Consider the following 16,484-nt stretch of genomic DNA (forward strand, 5'->3'; position numbering starts at 1 on the left):
ACCTTGTGTGGATGATAAGCAGGCCGAATAGAGGAATTCGGCCTGGTGATATCGGAGAGGTCTTAGAACAGCACTGAGTAGTTCAAACCAAAGGTACGGCCACGGCCTTTATAGCTGTACAACTCCGGCGCGCCGTAGGTTGGGCTATACAGGATTGGCGCACGTTGGCCCCACACGGTGGTGTAGTCTTTGTCCAACAGGTTCTCTACGCTGAAGCTGACCTTGCCCACAGGCAGGGCATAGCTGCTGAGGACGTCAATGGTATTATAGCCGTCGAGCTTGCGGCCCTGGCTGTCGGAAACGTCGAAGGTCTGCTGCGACTGCACGCGCACCGTCCAGTCACCCGGTGCCCAGTTGACGTAGGCGGTGGCTTTCGACGGGCTGGCGGTGTCGACGGTTAACTTCTCCCATTTGCCATCGGTCTTGGTTTCCGACTTGATCAGGTTGAAGGTGGCACCGGTGCTCCATTCGCTGTCGTCGAAGAAGTAGTCCACCGCGCCTTCCATGCCATAAATCCGACGTTTGTCAGCGTTCATGTTGATGGTCATGTCGGTTTTGTTGATGGTGATGGTCTTGTCTGACAGGGAATAGTAGGCCGCAACCTGGGTACGCAGATTGTCGCCATTGTAGCGCCAGCCCAGCTCGTAGGAGTCAACCTTGATGCCGTCCAGCTTGGAGTCATTGACGTTGACACTTTTTTGCAGCTGATAGTGGCCATTCACCAGCTTATAGGTGCCGGAGCCGTAATACTTGGCTAGATCCGGGATCTCAAACCCTTGTGAGAAGTTGAACCAGGTCTGCTGGCGTTCTGTTAGATGGGCCAGCAAACCGGCGTTGAACAGCGCGTTATTGTAGTCGGTTTTACCGCCCGGCACGGCATCGGCAGAGGTCGCCAGGCCGTTGGCGATCCCTTGTTGCTGTGCGTAGCCAACAAAATCATCCACCTTGTTTTCGGTGTACTGGTAGCGCACGCCGCCGCTCAGGGTAAACATCGGATCGATGTCGTAGCTGGCCTGCATGAACGGTGCCAGATTGGTAGTGGTATAGCTCGGGTAGCGGCCGACGTTGTAGGCATTTTGCAGCGTCATACCGCCAGACTGCTGGGCCAGCGCCAGATTGAAGAACTGCTGGTTGGCATTGAAGCTTTCATGGTCGGCATCAAAGCCGTAGGTCAGCGTCAGACTATCGATCGGTTTGCTGTTCAGGGTCAGCTTGCCGCCGTAGAAATCGGTTTTCTGTTGCGAAGCGCCGATGCTGGTTACCTTGCCGCCGCTCAGGGTCGGGAACGGATAGAAGGTCAGCGATTCATCACGATAATACACCTGCGCCACCAGATCCTGGCCCCAGAAATCGGTGTTGGAGTATTGCAGGTTGATCAGATGGCGCTCGGTGCCTGGAATGCGATCCGAATCCAGATTGCCGCTGTTGTAGGCTTGCCCCTTGCCGGTCACCGCCGAGAAGTTTTGCCCCAGATACAGGCCGTGCTTACCGTCTGACTCACTGTTGAAATATTGCGTGGTCAGCTGTAACTGCTGGTGATCGTCGATGTTGATGGTGCCAGTGCCCATCAGGTCGATACGATCGGAATATTGCAGGCCGGTTTGGGTGTTGTCGATCAGCACCTCGTCGCCTTTGCCGTCATACCAGCCGCCGTAACGCTGATAGGAAACCGACAGGCGACCGAAAGCCTTATCGGTGCCGCCGCTGACCGCAGCAGCCACGTTTTCATCGTGATCGCTGCTGCTGTTAAAGCCGGTTTTACCGCCAAGCTGCAGCTCAACCTGTTTTTCTTCCTGGCCCTTCTTGGTCACAATGTTGACCAGGCCACCGGTGCTGCCGCCGCCGTACAGCGAGGTAGCCCCGGAAATCACCTCAATATGGGCGATGTTGAACGGATCGATCGAATCGAGCTGGCGGCTGTCGCTGCGCGATGAGTTCAGGCGCACGCCGTCGATCATCACCATCATCGAGCGGCCACGCAGGTTCATGCCGTAGTTGGTACGGCCCTGGCTGCTGACGTCCATGCCCGGGATCAGCTGCGACAGCACATCCTTGATCTCTTTACCGCCCTGCACCTGCTGCTCAATTTCCTGGCCTTCGATCACCCAGGTGGTCTGGGCCATTTCCGCTACGCTGCGGTGAGAGCGGCTGGCGGAAACCACCAGTTGGTCATCATTTTTTTGTTCTTCTGCCCAGGCCGTTGGAGCGAGCATTGCCAACAGGCAAGGGTTTAGTACCCAGAGGTGTCTGCGTTTCATTGTTGTTCAAACGTTTCCATGGTTAGTTAAAGTTAAAGATGGCGTCGTGTGCAGCTTGGGCGGTGACCGCTGCCTGCTGGCTACGCCATTGGATCACAGCCGGGGTGGACGTTAAGTCGAACTGGTCGCGTCCTAATGCCCGGTTGAGAATACGGGCCGAACGCCAGGCCATCAGGCTGAGCTGGGGTTCGGCAATGCCATGACTGTGCATGCCGGCGTTGACGGCAAACAGACAGTTTTCGCTCGGACCCTGCCATTCCAGGGTGAAATCCGGCGTGATGCGATACTCATCGTTCGCCGTGGTCAACAGGCGATTGGCTAGCGGTGCGAGAAACGCCGGGCGGTCTTGCTGATAACCGGTGGCGAAGATCACCACGTCGCAGTCGAAGGTTTCCTTGCCCTGATCGAGATGGTGATGGGTGACCAGCTGATAGCCATTGCCGGATGCGTGCATCGCGGCCAATGAACGGCTAGGCAGCAGGTGGGCCCAAGGCTTTTCACGTAATACCTCAAAGCGGTGATACATCGCCCGGTAAATCGCCAGCAGCGATCCGCTGGTGATGCCGTCCGACGTCATTTTCTGTTCGGTCAGCATGCGCTGTTTGGCGCTGTCGCTCAGGGTGTAGAAGCTTTCTACATATTCTGGCGTGAAGTATTCATTGGCGAAGGCGGCTTCATCCAGCGCGTTGTAATTGTTGCGGCGTGAGATCCAGTTCAACTGCTTGGGCTGGCCCCACTCGGCGCGGAAAATATTCAAAAACAGATCGGCACCGCTTTGGCCGCCGCCGATCACGGTAACGCGTTTGCCGGTAAGATCCGGGTTACGCAGGCTCATTTCACTGGCATGGAAGCAGCGGTCGTTCTGTTCGCTGACGCAGTCCGGCAGCTTGGGGCGTTTGCCTATCCCCAAGCAGATATGGCGAGCACGGTAGACATCGCGCTGGGTGGTGACAACAAATTGGCGTTGCTGGTCGTCAAAATCCACGCTGCGGATGTCTTGGCTGAACTCAAGCGTCTCCAGCCCGTTAGCCGCCCAATCGAGATAGTCGGCGAACTCTTCGCGGGAGACGGTGCGCTGCTCGGTGGTCAGGAAGCGATAAAACTTCTTCCTTTTCACCAGGTAGTTGAGAAAGCTGTATGGGTTGGTCGGCGAAACCGCGCTGACCAGATCCTTGAGGAAACTGGTTTGCATATGGCAGTCCGGCACCATCATGCCGGGGTGCCAGGAGAAGTGCGGTTTACGTTCGAAGAACTTGCTGTTAAAGCCGGTAACCTCACTGCCGAGTGCGGCAATGCTCAGATTGAATGGGCCGACGCCGATGCCGATGAAATCCAGAGGCTGATTCATTGGGCAAACTCCTTGGAGACCAAATAAAGAGGGTTATCCAGATCTTGCAGATAGTTCGGCAACATGCGGCTGCCGCCATCCTGCTCTGAATAGGTGAGTTTCACCGGGTTGAGTACCACGCGAATAATCTGTGGTTTGAAAAGGTCGAACAGGGCAAAGCGGTCGGCCAGCTGCGGATGCTGCGCCATATAGCGCTCCAGCACCTGTGCCAGCACTTGATAGAAACGCGGTTCGCTTATGCCGCAGCCGCTCATCAGCGGCGAAATGAAGCGCAGCACGGTGACGAAATGCCCGGTTTGCAGGTCATGGATCAGATAGTCGGCAGGCAGGCGCACCGTGACGTCTTTTACCACCTGCGGCAGTGAAGAGGCCTGTGGGAAGTCCTGATCTACCAGGCGCATATCGCCTTGGAAATCTTTTAGCAGCACCCGTTGCGGCACATGGTCTTTCATCACTAATGTGATGTTCTGGCCATGGGCGATCAGCGCCACCCCGTAGCAGCACATCAGGTGGTACATCGGCAGTACCACCGCCTGGAACATCTGCGCCAGCCACGCCTCTGCGTTTAGGCCGGAACGGGCGATGTAGGCAGCGATCAGCGGCTCCCCCTGATTGTCGGTTTCCATCAGCGTTGCCATCAGGATCGCCTGCTCGCCCGGTTGCAGATAACAGGACGGGTTTTCACGCCAGATCACCCCGAGCATTTCCTGATAACGGTACGGGGCCTTGGGCAGTGCTCCGTAGGTTGGGTGGGCCAGATAGCCCGCCGCCGGTTCACCCAGGATCTGGGCGCCGCTGGCCTGCAAGGTGCTGTCACTGGCGAAAATCTGCTGTAACCAGCGTGAAGCCGCAGGCCCGGCGCTGATGTACTTGCCCGGAATGCCGCGATAGCAGGAGGTGTTGTAAATGGTCAGCGGCAGCTTGATATCGAAGGGTACCCGGCGGCTGGTATTGGTCAAGGTGCGCAGGGACTGCTGAGCCAGATAGCGATCGCCAAACTCGCCCAGCTCGACCAGTTCACCGCTGGCCAGTTGAGGTAGGAAATGTAGCGCTATTTTTTGCTGCCATTGCCATGGATGCAGCGGCACCGGCAGCCAGTCGTTGTTCAACTTCAGGTCGTGCCAACGGCGGTCAAAGCGCTGGCGTTCCCCGCTGTCCATCGCGCTGTTGAGCAAGTTTTCTAGCGGGAAGTCCTCGTCAATGCACCAGACAAAGCTGCTGCGTTTGGCGGCCACCCAGTGCAGCTGGAACTGGCCCTGATATTCTGGCGCATACTGTTGCAGCGCCGTCAGCCCCCAGCCACGCCGCCCTTTATTGAAGACGAACTTCGGGTGACCCGCCAACAGGCATTGCAGCGCGTCGGCATCCAGTGCAATCAGATCGTTGGCGCTCATCCCGTGGCGAGCGGTGAGTAACTGCATGTCACCGCGTAGCGTGGCATACAGATCTTCCAAATGTTCGGCGATCTGCGCGTCGTCCATCTTCAGCACCTGCGCCAGTTGCCGTAGCGTTTGATCGGCGGCCAGCGGCAGGCGATCGCAGCTCAGGCTGTTGGCGTCGATGTGCAACCAACCCCAGATCCCGCGTTTGGCGCTGAAGCGGTAGGTTGCATCACCTAGTGCAATCTGCCATTGCCCGTCGTGCTCCTTGGCTTGCAAAGTGCGCTCATACTCCAGTTCCGCCAGGATCTTGGCGATCATCTGCAGGTTAACGCGTTGCCAGTCGGCGTAATCGTGGCGGCTCATACCTGTCCCTCGCGGAAGAAGTCATCACGCTGGTTCACGATCAGCCGTGAACGCTTATGGGGAAAATCAAACTCTTTCAGCGTGCGGTAGCCAGCGGTAGGCAGATGGCGGAACAACCGCTGATTGTCTGCGCGTGGCTCGGCCACGACACGAGTAGTGCGGGGTTCATCCAGGTATAAATAGTGGGTCAGGCCACGTAGCCAGCTGCGGATGTACTGCGCGCCACGCCAATCTTCTTCACCGACCAGCATGTGCAGGCCGCGATCGAACGGCTGCCAGCGATAGTGGCGGCCAATGCGATCTTCGGGTGCCCAATAAACTTCGAAATAGCCAAACGGCTGGTCGTCAAAGCAGCCCAGAAGTGGGTAGCAATAGCTGGAATCTAGCTGGCGCTGTAAATAGGCGGCCTGAACCTCGAGCGGCCCGCTCATTTCCCAGAAGGCGTCAACGCGGGGGGAATTCATCCAACGGGTAAACTGCTGGGCGTCACGCTCCACTTCAGGCAAACGGAAACTCAAGCTGCGTTTGATTTGTGGATCGTAGCGGCGATACACCTCACCGCTGGGCCTGGCAGGGCGCTGCGGGAACCACAGCTCGCGCTCGGCGTCGTATTGCATCTGGCCGTCAGCGGTATGGCGTTCGGCGATCAGCCACAGCGGCAGTTGGTAGAAGGTTTCACGGGCCAGGTAATCACCGCAGACCTGGGCGAACAGTGCCAGAGCCTGTGGCTCTTCACGCCATTCGGCATAGGGCAGGGCAATGCCGCTCAGCTGTGGAGCCGCGATCAGCAACTGATCCAATGCCTGGATCAACCAGCCTGCTGGCAGTGAGCCTGGATAATGTAACGCAGCGCTGCCGTCCAATCCCAGGCTAAGGGACAGGTTTTTCCCCAGCAACTCGCAGCGGAATCCGTTGGTGGCGTGAACAATCTTGGCAACGGGCATCATTGAGCGGCCTCCACGCGCAGCGGATTGGTGAAATCAAAGTAGATCACCGCCGGATCGACAATGGTGTTCTCATTGTGATCGTGCAGATAGCAGAAGAAGTTGCCCTTGCAGTTCCAATGTAGGCTGTCGAGCACATAATCCAGGCAGCGGGTATTCTTCGCCGTGTTACGCAGCGTGGTTAACGCGTCCCGAACTCGTCTCATCAGGCTCTCTTCACTGTCGAACCCTGCTGCCGCCATGGCGGCGGTCACGGCCAACGTAGAATTCACCAGCAGGTAGTAAGGGAAGTAGCGCAACAGCTGCTGCTCGCTAAAGCGGTTCTCCGCTTCGGCTTCGCCGATTTCATCTAACCAAGGCGTCGCATCGCGGGTAAAGCCGCTGCCCTGACAATCGCGGTACAGCATGCCCACCGGCAAGTCTTGCTGCATTTCCACCAGAATGTTTTGCTGATGGGCCAGCAGCACCAGGCCGTAGTCGGCTTCGGCGCTGAACAGTGGTAACAGCACCTGCTGACAGTAAGCGTCCAGCCAGCAATGGGCGGCCTGCTGCAACGGCAAGTTCAGGCGGGTAGCCAGGCGGCGCACTGCCGCGGCTAACAGGCTATCACCACCGTCTGGTGCTGCCTGTGTCAGGGTAACCAACACGTTGGTTTGGTTTTGCGCCTGGCCGAACAGCAGGTTATCGCGCAGCGCCATCAGGCTCTCTTCCTGGATCGTACCGTCTGCGGAGCGTAACCCGGCCCAGCCATCTTCCTGCATCACGCGCATCGTTGGATAACGAGCTTGCAACTCCTGCCAGCGGGAGGTCTGTGCCAGGCGTGCCAGACGCATGCCACGCTTCACTTCTTTGACCGACAGGGTACGCACCGAGTTGGTTAGCCGTACGCTAAGGGAAAACTTGATCATGTCGCGGCTGCCCGCGTGATACAGCGAACGTGAAGAGCTGGTTGGCAGCCAACGCTCACCGGCCTCACCCAGATCGCTCAGCTTGTGCTGTTCGACCAATTCGCGGCACCAGCTTTGTGCCAGCAGATAATCGGCTTGCCACGGATGCATCGGCAGCAGCCAGACGTCATCGGTAAAATGGCCTAACAACTGCGGCGCGCTTTCTGCGACAAAGCGCTGCAGGCGCTGCTGTAACGTTAGATCCAGGCTGTCACCACACAGGTGGTGTTTATCTACCCCAAACCAGCGTAGGGGGAAGCTGCCTGCGAAATCTGGCAGATAGCGCTGTGCCTGCTGTTGATCGAAGGGCTCATGGGATTTCGGAGCCGGGTGGAAGGCATGGCCAGCTAATAACCCCTGTTCTGCCTGGGCAAAATTCAGCGGCTGGTCACGTAGCTTTGGCCAGTCCAGCCGGATGGCGATCGCCTGTTGGGTATTGTCATGACTTTCCAGCACTCGCTGGCGAAAGCGTGCCAAAACCTCCTCACCCAGATGGCCTTTTATCGCCGGTTTGGCCAGCAACAACGTAACCAACCGCTCAAAACTCAGCGCTTCACCGTTGCCATTCAGGCTGGCGGGGAACTGATATTGATGATGTTGGGTTGGCGAGATATGCCGTAATGGAATGCGAATGAACTGGCTATCCGAAAGTGGGAGATGTAGCTGAGGTTGTTGGCTATCGGTTGCCGGAACGATGTGCCAGTCCCGGGTTTCACGCATTAGTGCGTTGAGGAAACATTGCGCTGCCACATCGGTTGCTGCGCTTGCTAACTGGATGGTCATGACCCTTGTCACTCTGGAGCGATTGAGAATGATTCTTATATCAATAGTTCTTATTATTATCAATCACTGCATGATACAATTTTTTGATTAATTACACACAAAAACACCATTTTCTTAACGGTTATTTTACTTAATGCGCTTATTTTCGGGTTCAAAAATCGTTGCAATTGGTAATGATTCTCCTTCAAACTGGCCGCTGGCGTTTTGTGCCGGGCTATTGGGCATTGGGCAAAATGGCTTGCTGGTCGCATTGCCCGTGTTGGTCAGCCTGACCCAGCTCTCGCTGTCGGTATGGGCTGGCTTGCTAACGCTGGGATCGATGTTGTTTCTGGTCGGCTCTCCCTGGTGGGGGCGACAGGCAGAAATTCGCGGCTGTAAATACGTGGTGCTTATGGCCCTGGCGGGTTACCTGCTCAGCTTTGTGTTATTGGCCTTGGCCGTGTGGGGGCTGGCTGCTGGCTGGCTGCCTGAAATGGCGGGGTTGGGTGGCTTGATCATGGCGCGCATTATCTACGGCTTGACAGTATCGGGCATGGTGCCCGCCAGCCAGACTTGGGCGCTGCAACGCGCTGGGTATGAACAACGTATGGCGGCGTTGGCCACTATCAGTTCCGGCCTGAGCTGTGGCCGGTTGCTTGGCCCGCTGTGTGCGGCCCTGGCGCTGTCTTTGCACCCGATGGCTCCGCTGTGGTTGATGGCGATTGCGCCGCTGATCGCGCTGTTGGTTATCTGTCGCCAGCATAACGACCCGCCACTGCCTGCGGTGGCGCATCAGCAAAACCGCCTGCGGCTGACGATGATGCCCTATTTATTATGTGCGTTACTGCTGGCGGGCTGTGTCAGCCTGATGCAGTTGGGCTTGGCTCCGCATTTGCAGCAGTTGTTCAGCCATTCGGCGACGACCGTCAGCCACCATGTGGCGGTATTGCTCAGCGTAGCGGCGGGTTGCACGCTGTTGGCACAGTTTATGGTGGTGCGGCCGCAGCGTCTTACTGCGCCGCAGCTACTGATGGTTGCCGCTTGGTTGATGATCGCTGGCTTGGGGCTGATGTGTACCGCTCCGCTGGCGCTGTTTTATCTTGGCTGTGCGCTGGCTTCGTTTGGGGCCGCGATGGCGACGCCGGGCTATCAACTGATGCTGAACGATAAGTTATCTACCGGCAAAGGGGCGGGAGCGATCGCCACCAGCCATACGCTGGGCTATGGCGCGAGCGCGCTGATGGTGCCGGTGGTGAGTAAATTTTACGGTGAGTCGCAGTTGGTTGCGGCGGCACTGGTAGCCGCCGTCCTGTTGGGCGGCATTAGCAGCTGGCTATGGTGCCAGCATCGAATGGCAGACATTGCACGGGAGAGTGAGTGATATGTCCGCAAGCTATCGCATCTTTGATCTTACCTTGAAGCACAAGGAAAACGTTTCCCCCTCGCTGCTGCGCTGCGTGTTTACCGGCCCAGAGGTCCAGCGCATGAAGTTGGAAGCCCCGGATCAACGGATCAAACTGTTGTTCCCGGTAGCGGAAGGGCAGATCCAGCCGTTGGCGAATAGCGACGATTGGTACCGTAATTACATGGCGATACCGAAGGAGCAACGGCCCGTGATGCGCACCTACACATTGCGGGCATTGCGTGCTGCTGAGAATGAAATGGACGTGGAGTTCGTGCTCCATGGCATTAATGGCCCGGCCTCTGCCTGGGCAACGCATGCCGTTGCGGGAGATAAACTGCAGGCTGTAGCGCCGAATGCCGATTTTGCAGAGGACAGCGGCGGCTATGAGTGGGCCCCTCCGGCGCAAACCCGGCAGGCGCTGCTGATCGCCGATGAAACGGCACTGCCAGCGGCGATGGGTATCCTCGAGCAGTTGGCGCAGCAGGTAAACCCGCCGCATGTGCAGGCTTTCTTCGAAGTGCCGGTAGCGGGGGACTGCCTCGATATGGCGCACTTCCCGTTTGCCGAGGTTTACTGGCTGCCACGGGACGTTGGGCATCAGCAACTGCATGGCACGCTGCTGGTGGAGGCGGTGCGTCAGCGAGTTAACATCCCTGCCTCGGCACGGGCTGAAGCGCAGTCTCTGGCTGAAAACAGCCTCGGCGGGGATTTGCTGTGGGAGCGTGCCGAAGGGGCTAAGACCTTTTACGCCTGGGTGGCTGCGGAGTCTTCGGTGGTGAAAACGTTGCGCCGTTACCTGATTGGCGAACGCGATCTGGACCGTTCCACGGTGAACTTTATGGCGTACTGGTGCTAGTAACCCGCTTCAAGCTGATGGCGCACCGCCAAGAGCACGGCGACTGTGCCATCAAAGTGATACAGTACCACGTAGCCGCTGCTGCCAAATTCAATAGGCCATTCGCGGTATTGGTGAGGCATCTCCTCCACCGGACGACCTACCTGTGGTTGTAGAGCTAGAATTTTTACGCTACGGCGGATCTTGCTGATAGCGCGCTTTGCCGTGTCGTTATCCTTTTCTGCTAAAAAAAGGTATAGCCGTTGTACATCAGCTAATGCCGCTGGTGACCATTTTAGTTGTGACACTCCGGGATCTCCGTATCATCGCCTTTTTCCAGATTAGCCAGCCAGTTATCGGCTTCTTCCTGGGTTAGATGTTTACCATCAGCCTGATAGGTTTCCCATGCCCGCAATGCATCATTGCGTAGCGCTTCGCGTTTTTCTTCACGTTCGACATATTCCCGGATCGCTTCACGCATAATCCAATGAGCTGTACGCTGGCGTGCTAGGGCAATTTGTTGCACACGTAGCTTAAGCTCTTCATCGATTTTAATTGACGTTGCGGTAGCCATAAGTCGTCCTCAGTCGTGGAAGGTAATACCTTTGGCTACTATAAATTCTTTTGTACGCCGCTGTCTAGTTTTTGAGCATGTATGACTGTCCATATTTCAACGCTGGCAGCCGCTTTGGCTGCTGTGCTATGTTCCGCTGAAACAAAAGTTACAGCGGAACATGGCAATGAAACAGATTGATGAGCGCCTGCGCAGCGAATATCCGCAATTGGCCCCTCAAGAGCAGCGGGTAGCCGACTTTATCTTCGATCACTTTGACGACCTGATTAGCTATAACAGCGCCGAATTGGCGCGCCTGAGCGGGGTGTCCAAGGCCACTGTCAGCCGTTTGTTCAAACGCCTGGGCTATGCCAGCTATCGCGCAATGCGTGACGAGTTGCGCACCCTGCGCCAAAGCGGTATGCCATTGACCGAGAACCGTGATGCGGTGCATGGGAACACCTTGCTGGCCCGTCATTACCAACAGGAAATGGCCAATCTGACGTACTGGGTGCAGCAGATTGATGCGGCACAGTTTGGCGCGGTGATCGCGGCCATGGGGCAATCCCGGCGGCTGCTGCTGTTGGGGATGCGCAACAGCTATCCCGTCGCGATGCATTTGCGCCAGCAACTGATGCAGGTACGTGAGCAGGTTTTGTTAATCCCGCAGCCGGGCCAAACCTTGGCCGAAGATCTGGTGGATTTGGGGCCACAGGATATGGTGGTGGTAGTGGCATTTCGCCGCCGTCCACGTCTGGCGCGAGAGGTATTGCAACAGTTGCAGATCAAGCAGGTGCCAACGTTATTGATCTGCGAACCGCAGGCCCAGGCGCTGATCCCGTTGGCAAGCTGGCATTTGATGACGCCGCTCGATAGCGTCTCGGCGTTTGACAGCTACTCCAGCGCCATGAGCCTGGCGAGCCTGCTGAGCAATGCGTTGCTGCATGACAGGTTGTCGCAAGGGCGGCAGCGTATTCATCAGGTCGCCAATCTGTTCAGCGATCTGGAGGAGTTGGAGCTGCGCTGAAGCGTTGGTTTTCACGCGGCTAAAAGGGCGCTGCATGCTGCGCCTGTTGATTCTTTAGTTGCAAATAAATAATTTAAGAATCTTTTGTTTCATCCTTTCTCGCTTGGCGATAATCTAGCAATAACAAAAAACCGGCCGGTCGCAGACGTAGCAATCTCCAGGCTAAGTTATTAAGTTGACAAGGAATGAACATGCTAGCTATCAACCAATTCGATCAAATCAATCCACCGCACCGCCTACTGATGGGCCCAGGGCCGATCAATGCCGATCCGCGCGTGCTGCGTGCCATGTCCAGCCAGTTGATTGGCCAATACGATCCGGCCATGACCGGCTATATGAATCAGGTGATGGAGCTGTATCGCGCCCTGTTCCGCACGCAGAACCGCTGGACGATGCTGATAGACGGGACTTCGCGTGCCGGTATCGAGGCGATGCTGGTCTCTGCCATTCGGCCTGGCGATAAAGTGCTGGTGCCGGTATTTGGCCGTTTTGGCCATTTGCTGTGTGAAATCGCCCGCCGCTGCCGTGCCGAAGTACACACCATCGAAGCGCCTTGGGGTGAAGTATTCAGTGCCGATCGGATCGAGGATGCGATCAAAAAAGTACGGCCACGCCTATTGCTGACGGTGCAAGGAGATACCTCCACCACCATGCTGCAACCGCTGGCAGAATTGGGGGATATCTGCCGCCGCCACGGCGTCCTGTTCTATACCGATGCTACCGCCTCGTTCGCCGGTAACGAGTTGGAAACCGATACCTGGGGTTTGGATGCGGTGTCAGCAGGGCTGCAAAAATGCCTCGGTGGCCCTTCCGGCAGTTCTCCAATCACCCTTAGCCCGCAGTTTGAAGAGATCGTGCGCCGCCGTAAGTGCGTTGAAGAGGGGATCCGTACCGTCGATCACACAGACGGTGACGACGAGATGATCTACTCCAACTATTTCGATCTCGGCATGATCATGGATTACTGGGGGCCGGAGCGCCTGAATCACCATACGGAAGCCACCAGCATGCTGTTTGCTGCGCGTGAATGTGCTCGGGTGATCCTGGAGGAGGGGCTGGATAACGCTATTGCCCGCCATAAATTGCATGGCGCGGCGATGTTGGCCGGGATCCAGGGGATGGGTCTGGAGGTCTTTGGCGATATCGCCAACAAGATGAACAACGTGCTGGGCGTAGTGATCCCGCAGGGCATCCATGGCGAGCAGGTACGCCAGATGATGCTCAATGATTTCGCCATTGAAATCGGCACCTCGTTTGGCCCGTTGCAGGGCAAGATCTGGCGGATTGGCACCATGGGGTATAACGCGCGGAAAGACTGCGTGCTGCAAACGTTGGCCGCGCTGGAAGCGGTACTGCACCGTCTCGGTTTTGTTAGCCCGCAGGGTGAAGCTATGCAGGCAGCATGGAACATTTACCAGGCCGAGCACAACTGATGGCAATGCTGCTGACCCCTCTGGAAGCGGAACGAGCCGCGGCCAGAGTGATGGCTCGCTGCGACGAATTGGCGGCCATAAGCAGCACGCCAGGCCAACTGACGCGGGTTTATCTCTCCCCAGAACATTTACGCGCCAACCAGCTGGTAGGGAATTGGATGCGCGAGCTGGGGATGGAGGTCTGGCAAGACGGCGTGGGCAATATCTGCGGGCGTTACGAAGGGCTGCAACCGGCCGCACCGGCGTTGCTATTGGGCTCTCATCTGGATACGGTGCGCAACGCGGGGCGCTACGATGGCATGCTGGGGGTCTTGACTGCGCTCGAGGTTGTCGCTTTGTTGCATAGCCGCAATCGGCGTTTGCCGCAGGCGATCGAGGTGATCGGTTTTGCCGACGAAGAGGGCACGCGTTTTGGCATTACCTTGCTCGGCAGCAAAGGGATCACCGGGCATTGGGCAGAGGATTGGCTGGCATGTACCGATGCTGAGGGTATCAGCGTGGCCGAGGCTATGCGTGACGTGGGCCTTGATCCTGAGGCTGTGGGGTCTGCTGAGCGTGCACAAGACTCGATCTGCGCCTATCTCGAACTGCATATTGAGCAAGGGCCTTGTCTTGAGGCCGCTGGTCAGGCTCTGGGAGTGGTCACGGCGATTAACGGTGCGCGCCGCCTCAACTGTACCTTTACTGGAAACGCTGGTCATGCGGGGACCGTACCGATGGGGCAGCGCCGGGATGCGCTGGCTGCCGCCGCTGAATGGATGGTCACGATTGAGCGGCACACCATGGAATACGATCCGCATGTGGTTGCCACGGTCGGTCAGATCGAAAGCTTACCGGGGGCTGTTAATGTGATCCCTGGGCAGGTCAGGTTATCCCTCGACGTTCGTGGCCCGCAGGATGAGCCGCTAGACGCGTTATTGGCCGAATTACTGGCACAGGCGCAGAGCATTGGCGCGCGTCGCGGAGTCGGCTTCGACAGCGAGGAGTTCTACCGCATACCGGCTACCGCTTGTGACCCTCAGTTGCAGCAGCGTTGGTATGACGCGGTAGTGCAGGTACAAGGGAGCAGCCCGATGTTGCCTAGCGGTGCGGGGCATGATGCCATTACTGTCGCCGCCCGTTGGCCGGTGGGGATGCTGTTTGTCCGTTGTGCTGGGGGGATCAGCCATCATCCTGATGAGGCTGTAACCCCATGCGACGTAGCGCAGGCAGTTCAGGCTTATTGCCAAATCGTGGCGAATTGGCCCGCGGTATCCCCTACTCAGTCATGCAGCTGGAAGCCATCCGCATCACGCCAGGCCGGGAACGCGTTGCGGTAGGTTTGTAGCGTTTCCAGCGAAAGCTCGGCATCCAGCCTCGCTGCCTGGCCCGCTTCTGCGCTGGCCAGCCGTTCCCCCTGCGGGCTGATAATCAGGCTGTCACCGCTGTAATTCAGGCCGTTGCCGTCCTCGCCCACGCGGTTGCACCCCGCCACGTAAATCTGGTTTTCAATCGCCCGTGCTGCCAGCAGCGTTTGCCAGTGCATGCTACGTGCCGCCGGCCAGTTAGCCACGTACAGGGCCAGATCGTAATCCTGCTGATAGCGTGACCACACCGGGAAGCGCAGGTCATAGCAGATCTGCGGCAGGATACGCCAGCCGCGCCATTCGAAAATGGTGCGCTGTTTCCCTGCCTGATAGTGTTGGTGTTCACCAGCCATGCGGAACAGATGGCGTTTATCATAGCCATGCACCTTGCCGCCGGGCTCCACCAGCAGGAAACGGTTAATTGCCCCTTCGGCAGTTTTCAACGCTACGCTGCCCCCCACCAAGGCGTTGGTTTTCACCGCCCAGGTATGTAACCAGTCAATCACCTGTTGTTCAGGCAATGCGCTTTCCCCGGCATCCATAGCAAAGCCGGTAGTAAACATTTCCGGCAGTACAATCAGATCGCGGCCGGTAATTGAGGGCAACAAGGCATCGAACTGGCGCAGGTTGGCCTCACCTTGGCGCCAGACCAGCGGTTGCTGCAACAGGGTAATTTTTAGAGTCGACATAGGCGCTCCGCAGCGGTATCCAGCGTGGCATCTTGCTTCGCGAAGCACAGCCGGATCAGTTTATGAGGGAAAGGATCGGCACAGAAAACGGACAGCGGGATCGCCGCCACGCCTGCGTGCTCGGTCAGCCAATGGCAGAAGGCGACGTCATCCAGATCGGAAATGGCGCTGTAATCGGCCAGTAAGAAGTAAGTGCCTTCACAGGGCAGAATTTCCAGCCTGCTGTTAGCTAACGCCTGCACAAAACGATCGCGTTTGGCTCGGTAGAACGCGGGTAGCTGCTGCCAGTGTTCTGGCTCATTGCGCAGCATATCGGCCAAGGCTAACTGGGCAGGGGTGTTGACCGAGAACGTCAGATACTGGTGAACCTTGCGCACCTCGGCACTTAACGCTGCCGGGGCCACGCAATAACCCACTTTCCAGCCGGTCATATGGAAGGTTTTGCCAAACGAGGAAACGGCTACCGCTCGCTGACGCAGTTGCGGATGGGCTAGCACGCTGGCGTGCCCCCCTTTGGCAAAACAGATATGTTCGTAAACCTCATCGCTCAGGATATAGATTTCCCGATCGGCGATGGCGGCCCATAGCTGCTGCATATCCTCTGCCGACCAGGCCGTGGCGGAGGGGTTCTGCGGAGTGTTGAGGATCACCAGCCGCGTGCGCGGTGAAAGCTGTTCGGCAAACCGTTGCCAATCGACCTTGAAGGCTGGCGGTTGCAGGGCAATGCGTTGCAGAACGCCGCCGGAAAGCTGTACCGCCGGGGCATAGCTGTCGTAGCTTGGGTCGAAGCAAATCACTTCATCGCCGGAGCGAACCAGGGCGCTGATTGCTGCGAACAACGCTTCGGTTGCACCCGCAGTGACGGTCACTTCACTATTGGCATCGGGTTGCCAGCCGTAGAGCTGAGCGGTTTTCTCCGCAATGGCCTCACGCAGCGGCGCTGCGCCAGTCATCGGTGCGTATTGGTTTGCCCCCTGGCTGACGTGCCAGCTCAGGCGCTGTTTTAAATACTCCGGGCCATCAAAATCCGGGAAGCCCTGCGACAGGTTGATCGCCTGATGCTGCTGCGCCAGAGCGCTCATCTGGGTAAAGATGGTGGTGCCGAGGTCGGGTAACTTGCTGGCTGGGACAGGTGCGGTACTCATTCAGGCTATTTCTCCTGGCGCTTATGTTGCGAATAATATAGCACGAT

At 57.5% G+C, this 16,484-nt stretch carries 14 protein-coding genes; 5 read left to right on the forward strand and 9 right to left on the reverse strand.

What is annotated here, in order from left to right; all coding sequences use genetic code 11:
- Positions 1–62: 62 nt before the first annotated feature.
- From AC6HVW_RS21595 to AC6HVW_RS21615, 5 genes are read right to left on the reverse strand one after another with little or no spacing between them, the layout of a single operon-like run.
- On the reverse strand, positions 63–2,258 hold the full coding sequence (locus tag AC6HVW_RS21595; protein ID WP_059199914.1) for a TonB-dependent siderophore receptor: 2,196 nt from the start codon (positions 2,256–2,258) through the stop codon (positions 63–65).
- Positions 2,259–2,280: 22 nt separating this feature from the next.
- On the reverse strand, positions 2,281–3,606 hold the full coding sequence (locus tag AC6HVW_RS21600) for a lysine N(6)-hydroxylase/L-ornithine N(5)-oxygenase family protein (RefSeq protein ID WP_021181950.1): 1,326 nt from the start codon (positions 3,604–3,606) through the stop codon (positions 2,281–2,283).
- Entirely contained in the window at positions 3,603–5,351 is a 1,749-nt protein-coding gene (gene iucC, locus AC6HVW_RS21605) for an IucA/IucC family protein (RefSeq protein ID WP_071682852.1), read from the reverse strand. Before iucC ends, AC6HVW_RS21600 begins: the two co-directional genes overlap by 4 nt.
- Positions 5,348–6,298, reverse strand: a complete 951-nt coding sequence (locus AC6HVW_RS21610) for a GNAT family N-acetyltransferase (protein ID WP_186486830.1) — start codon at positions 6,296–6,298, stop codon at positions 5,348–5,350. Before AC6HVW_RS21610 ends, iucC begins: the two co-directional genes overlap by 4 nt.
- On the reverse strand, positions 6,295–8,025 hold the full coding sequence (locus tag AC6HVW_RS21615; RefSeq protein WP_071682854.1) for an IucA/IucC family protein: 1,731 nt from the start codon (positions 8,023–8,025) through the stop codon (positions 6,295–6,297). Before AC6HVW_RS21615 ends, AC6HVW_RS21610 begins: the two co-directional genes overlap by 4 nt.
- A gap of 133 nt (positions 8,026–8,158) precedes the next feature.
- On the opposite strand from AC6HVW_RS21615, the gene AC6HVW_RS21620 reads away from it, so the two are divergent.
- Positions 8,159–9,385 carry an MFS transporter gene (locus tag AC6HVW_RS21620; RefSeq protein WP_071682855.1) on the forward strand — a complete coding sequence of 409 codons (1,227 nt, stop codon included), beginning with the start codon at positions 8,159–8,161 and terminating at the stop codon, positions 9,383–9,385.
- A 1-nt stretch (position 9,386) separates the two neighbouring features.
- Positions 9,387–10,265 carry a siderophore-interacting protein gene (locus tag AC6HVW_RS21625; protein WP_071682856.1) on the forward strand — a complete coding sequence of 293 codons (879 nt, stop codon included), beginning with the start codon at positions 9,387–9,389 and terminating at the stop codon, positions 10,263–10,265.
- Here AC6HVW_RS21625 and AC6HVW_RS21630 read toward each other — a convergent pair.
- Positions 10,262–10,552, reverse strand: coding sequence for a type II toxin-antitoxin system RelE/ParE family toxin (locus AC6HVW_RS21630; protein WP_071682857.1), 291 nt, complete (start codon positions 10,550–10,552; stop codon positions 10,262–10,264). The genes AC6HVW_RS21625 and AC6HVW_RS21630 overlap by 4 nt on opposite strands.
- Positions 10,540–10,818: a CopG family ribbon-helix-helix protein gene (locus tag AC6HVW_RS21635; RefSeq protein ID WP_021181943.1), complete on the reverse strand. Its 279-nt coding sequence runs from the start codon at positions 10,816–10,818 to the stop codon at positions 10,540–10,542. Before AC6HVW_RS21635 ends, AC6HVW_RS21630 begins: the two co-directional genes overlap by 13 nt.
- 166 nt (positions 10,819–10,984) lie before the next feature.
- On the opposite strand from AC6HVW_RS21635, the gene AC6HVW_RS21640 reads away from it, so the two are divergent.
- The 3 genes from AC6HVW_RS21640 (at position 10,985) to hpxK (ending at position 14,576) form a co-directional block, all read left to right on the forward strand.
- Entirely contained in the window at positions 10,985–11,824 is an 840-nt protein-coding gene (locus AC6HVW_RS21640; RefSeq protein ID WP_071682858.1) for a MurR/RpiR family transcriptional regulator, read from the forward strand.
- Between the two features lie 191 nt (positions 11,825–12,015).
- Entirely contained in the window at positions 12,016–13,257 is a 1,242-nt protein-coding gene (locus tag AC6HVW_RS21645) for a pyridoxal-phosphate-dependent aminotransferase family protein (RefSeq protein WP_071682859.1), read from the forward strand.
- The gene (hpxK, locus tag AC6HVW_RS21650; RefSeq protein ID WP_071682860.1) at positions 13,257–14,576 is read left to right on the forward strand and encodes an allantoate amidohydrolase; all 1,320 of its coding nucleotides are present in this window, start codon (positions 13,257–13,259) and stop codon (positions 14,574–14,576) included. The genes AC6HVW_RS21645 and hpxK overlap by 1 nt, the downstream gene beginning before the upstream one ends.
- On the opposite strand, the gene AC6HVW_RS21655 is transcribed toward hpxK, so the two are convergent.
- Together AC6HVW_RS21655 and AC6HVW_RS21660 are read right to left on the reverse strand one after the other, a co-directional pair.
- On the reverse strand, positions 14,519–15,292 hold the full coding sequence (locus AC6HVW_RS21655) for an amidohydrolase (RefSeq protein ID WP_071682861.1): 774 nt from the start codon (positions 15,290–15,292) through the stop codon (positions 14,519–14,521). The genes hpxK and AC6HVW_RS21655 overlap by 58 nt on opposite strands.
- Positions 15,280–16,437, reverse strand: coding sequence for a pyridoxal phosphate-dependent aminotransferase (locus AC6HVW_RS21660; protein ID WP_071682862.1), 1,158 nt, complete (start codon positions 16,435–16,437; stop codon positions 15,280–15,282). Before AC6HVW_RS21660 ends, AC6HVW_RS21655 begins: the two co-directional genes overlap by 13 nt.
- Positions 16,438–16,484: the final 47 nt, after the last annotated feature.

Source organism: Serratia sp. NCCP-200 (genome assembly GCF_059697885.1).

Excerpts from the sequence above, each read along its gene's own strand:
- AC6HVW_RS21595 (WP_059199914.1), bottom strand. The coding sequence starts at position 2,258 with ATGAAACGCAGACACCTCTGGGTACTAAACCCTTGCCTGTTGGCAATG.
- AC6HVW_RS21600 (WP_021181950.1), bottom strand. The coding sequence starts at position 3,606 with ATGAATCAGCCTCTGGATTTCATCGGCATCGGCGTCGGCCCATTCAAT.
- iucC (WP_071682852.1), bottom strand. The coding sequence starts at position 5,351 with ATGAGCCGCCACGATTACGCCGACTGGCAACGCGTTAACCTGCAGATG.
- AC6HVW_RS21610 (WP_186486830.1), bottom strand. The coding sequence starts at position 6,298 with ATGATGCCCGTTGCCAAGATTGTTCACGCCACCAACGGATTCCGCTGC.
- AC6HVW_RS21615 (WP_071682854.1), bottom strand. The coding sequence starts at position 8,025 with ATGACCATCCAGTTAGCAAGCGCAGCAACCGATGTGGCAGCGCAATGT.
- AC6HVW_RS21620 (WP_071682855.1), top strand. The coding sequence starts at position 8,159 with ATGCGCTTATTTTCGGGTTCAAAAATCGTTGCAATTGGTAATGATTCT.
- AC6HVW_RS21625 (WP_071682856.1), top strand. The coding sequence starts at position 9,387 with ATGTCCGCAAGCTATCGCATCTTTGATCTTACCTTGAAGCACAAGGAA.
- AC6HVW_RS21635 (WP_021181943.1), bottom strand. The coding sequence starts at position 10,818 with ATGGCTACCGCAACGTCAATTAAAATCGATGAAGAGCTTAAGCTACGT.
- AC6HVW_RS21640 (WP_071682858.1), top strand. The coding sequence starts at position 10,985 with ATGAAACAGATTGATGAGCGCCTGCGCAGCGAATATCCGCAATTGGCC.
- AC6HVW_RS21645 (WP_071682859.1), top strand. The coding sequence starts at position 12,016 with ATGCTAGCTATCAACCAATTCGATCAAATCAATCCACCGCACCGCCTA.
- hpxK (WP_071682860.1), top strand. The coding sequence starts at position 13,257 with ATGGCAATGCTGCTGACCCCTCTGGAAGCGGAACGAGCCGCGGCCAGA.
- AC6HVW_RS21655 (WP_071682861.1), bottom strand. The coding sequence starts at position 15,292 with ATGTCGACTCTAAAAATTACCCTGTTGCAGCAACCGCTGGTCTGGCGC.
- AC6HVW_RS21660 (WP_071682862.1), bottom strand. The coding sequence starts at position 16,437 with ATGAGTACCGCACCTGTCCCAGCCAGCAAGTTACCCGACCTCGGCACC.